This window comes from Streptococcus parasanguinis (assembly GCF_001074805.1).
GTDB classification, from domain to species: Bacteria; Bacillota; Bacilli; order Lactobacillales; family Streptococcaceae; genus Streptococcus; species Streptococcus parasanguinis_A.
Map to the genome: position 1 here is coordinate 1 of NZ_JUPI01000147.1, position 241 is coordinate 241.

Consider the following 241-nt stretch of genomic DNA (forward strand, 5'->3'; position numbering starts at 1 on the left):
TGTTACATTCGCTTTCATTGTGTCGTATGTAACGGTTGCGTCTGAGCCTTTAACTTCTTCTACAGTGTAGTTGTGAACACCTTCGTCACCCTTCTTGAATTCAAGAGCTTTGAACTTAACGTTACCAGATGCATCGTTGCTTACAGTTTCAAGAGTCTTACCTTCTGAATCTTTAAGCACGAAGCTGAATTCGTTGGCTTTAAGCTCACGGCCTTCCAAACGTTTAGTGAAGTTGAATTCT

General features: G+C 41.1%; 1 protein-coding gene. It reads right to left on the bottom strand.

The genetic code is table 11. The features are described 5' to 3' along the window. A partial coding sequence (locus ADI76_RS10420; protein WP_049516384.1) for a Spy0128 family protein occupies window positions 1-241 on the bottom strand: 241 nt, incomplete at both ends.